The organism is Phormidium pseudopriestleyi FRX01 (assembly GCF_017313335.1).
In the GTDB taxonomy this organism is placed as follows: domain Bacteria; phylum Cyanobacteriota; class Cyanobacteriia; order Cyanobacteriales; family Laspinemataceae; genus Laspinema; species Laspinema pseudopriestleyi.
Window position 1 is genome coordinate 1 of record NZ_JAFLQW010000296.1, and the last position, 2,511, is coordinate 2,511.

General features: G+C 51.4%; 2 protein-coding genes. Both read left to right on the forward strand.

Going from position 1 to position 2,511, the window contains the following annotated elements:
* The first annotated feature begins 229 nt into the window (after positions 1–229).
* Positions 230–1,201: an SDR family oxidoreductase gene (locus J0895_RS11045; protein ID WP_207088150.1), complete on the forward strand. Its 972-nt coding sequence runs from the start codon at positions 230–232 to the stop codon at positions 1,199–1,201.
* A 225-nt stretch (positions 1,202–1,426) separates the two neighbouring features.
* Positions 1,427–2,344, forward strand: coding sequence for an NAD(+) kinase (locus tag J0895_RS11050; protein ID WP_207088151.1), 918 nt, complete (start codon positions 1,427–1,429; stop codon positions 2,342–2,344).
* Positions 2,345–2,511: the final 167 nt, after the last annotated feature.

The following is a 2,511-nucleotide window of genomic DNA, read 5'->3' on the forward strand; positions in this document are numbered from 1 at the left end:
AAATAAAGGCAGGTTGCGGAGCGTACCGCGTTTTGGCTTAGTGATGGATTCTGAAAGCATTGAAGCCATAAAAGTAAACGCGATTACAACATTGGCAATGTCGGTAGTTGTTTTGAGTGTTTAGGCGGCGCTTGACGGTCGCCGGGAGAGGTTCAATCTCTCCTCCGAATCTCAGTGGCTTTAGCCCTGAGAGTGTCAATAAAGTTAAAATTTCGTCAAACAATCCTGGATGAGCTTATTGGTTGTCGGTGCCACTGGTACCCTAGGCAGACAGGTTGCCCGTCGCGCCTTAGACGAGGGATACCAGGTACGTTGTTTAGTGCGCAGTTTCAAAAGAGCGGCATTTTTAAAAGAATGGGGCGCTGAATTGGTCCGTGCAGACTTATGCGATCCAGAAACCTTGCCGGTTGCCCTAGAAGGGGTAACCACCATTATTGATGCCGCGACGAGTCGTCCAACCGATTCTCTAAGCATCAAACAAGTAGACTGGGAAGGCAAAGTTGCCCTGATTCAAGCGGCCAAAAAAGCCGGGGTCGAACGGTATGTCTTCTTTTCTATTCTGGATGCGGACCAGTATCCAGAAGTCCCCCTAATGGAAATCAAACGCTGTACAGAAGTCTATCTCGCGGAATCAGGATTAAATTACACCATTCTGCAATTAGCTGGGTTCATGCAAGGGTTGATTTCTCAATACGCCATCCCCATTTTGGACAATCAAGCAGTGTGGGTGACTAAGCAGACTGCTCCGATCGCCTATATGGATACCCAGGACATTGCTAAATTTGCCGTGGGCGCATTGTCGGTCCCTGAAACCTCCAATCATGTTTTTCCCGTAGTGGGGACTCGTCCTTGGACTCCCCAGGAAATTATCGAACTGTGCGAACGACTCTCTGGGGAAAAAGCCAAGGTAACCCGAATGCCATTGGGTGTCCTGCGGGCATTTCGCCGGGTGGTCCGATTTTTCCAATGGGGCTGGAATGTGGCCGATCGCTTGGCATTTGCTGAAGTGCTCGCCTCAGAAAAACCCCTAACGGCCAATATGGATGAGGTGTATCCCGTCTTTGGATTGGACCCCAAGGACACGACCACCCTAGAATCATACCTGAAAGAATATTTCAGCCGAATTTTAAAGAAGTTGAAAGAATTAGATTACGAACAGGGCAAAACCAAGAAGCAGTCAAAACGAAGAGTCCCATTTTAACCCCAGGGACGGGATGAGATCAGTCCCTGGAAGTCGCCTATCCCAGGCGATCGCCTAAAGGGTCTTGACAAATCGCATAGCTTTGTTCAGACTCTAGTTTCACAGGGCTATTTGGCATCCCTGATGCCACGGATCCGCCCAAGACGCATTTGCGGTGATTTACCAAGAATGTGACGACATCCCTAACTCTGGCAAACAAACAACCACTAGCAGGACTTGAGCGCGGTGCCCAAAGCTGGCATTATTTACAACGATGTTAAACCCGTAGCTTGTCGCGCTGCCGAAGAATGGACAGACAAGCTGATTGGATTGGGTTGGGAAGTTGCTCTGTCCACCGGCATGGGCGGCATTCTGGGCTATTCTGACCTAGATAAGCCCGTCTGTCATACCACCGTCGAACAGCTCACCCCTCCTGGATTTAACGCTGAAATGTCTTTCGCGGTGGTGTTGGGAGGCGATGGCACTGTGCTGTCGGCATTTCGGCAGGTGGCAAGCTGCGGCATTCCCTTGTTAACGGTGAATACGGGCCACATGGGGTTTCTGACGGAAACCTATCTCAACCAACTTCCCCAAGCTATGGAACAGGTGTTAGCGGGGAACTATCAAATCGAAGAACGGACTATGGTCACGGTGCAGGCAATCCGCGACGATACCGTCGTCTGGGAGGCGCTTTGCCTGAATGAAATGGTCCTACACCGGGAACCTCTCACCTGTATGTGTCACTTTGAAATTCAAGTGGGACACCATGCGCCGGTGGATATTGCCGCAGATGGGGTGATTATTTCCACGCCCACGGGTTCGACAGCTTATGGTCTCTCGGCTGGGGGTCCAGTGATCACACCGGATGTCCCGGTGTTACAACTGGTGCCGATTTGTCCCCATTCTCTAGCGTCTCGGGCCTTGGTGTTTGCCAATACTGAACCTGTGACGATTTTTCCGGCGAATACCAATCGTTTGGTGATGGTGGTGGATGGGAATGCCGGGTGTTATGTGTTGCCCGAGGACCAGGTGCGAGTCCAGCGATCGCCCTACTCGGCTAAATTTATCCGGATTAATCCCCCGGAATTTTTCCATGTTCTGCGAGAAAAACTCGGCTGGGGTCTGCCTCACATTGCGAAACCCACTTCCGTAGAACTGCCTTGAGCAGGTGGCCCTCTGGTGCAGTCTCGGCCCAGTCCCTGGGGCGATCGCACTTGAAACCTTCCGGGATAAGGCGACTACCACTTTATACCCAGGGCTACCCTCCTTACAAGAATAGGTTTTTTACGCATAAGAGCATCTCCGGTTCCCGGACCTTGGCAAGGTCCGGG

Coding starts and splice junctions, on each gene's coding strand:
- J0895_RS11045 (WP_207088150.1), top strand. CDS start 230: ATGAGCTTATTGGTTGTCGGTGCCACTGGTACCCTAGGCAGACAGGTT.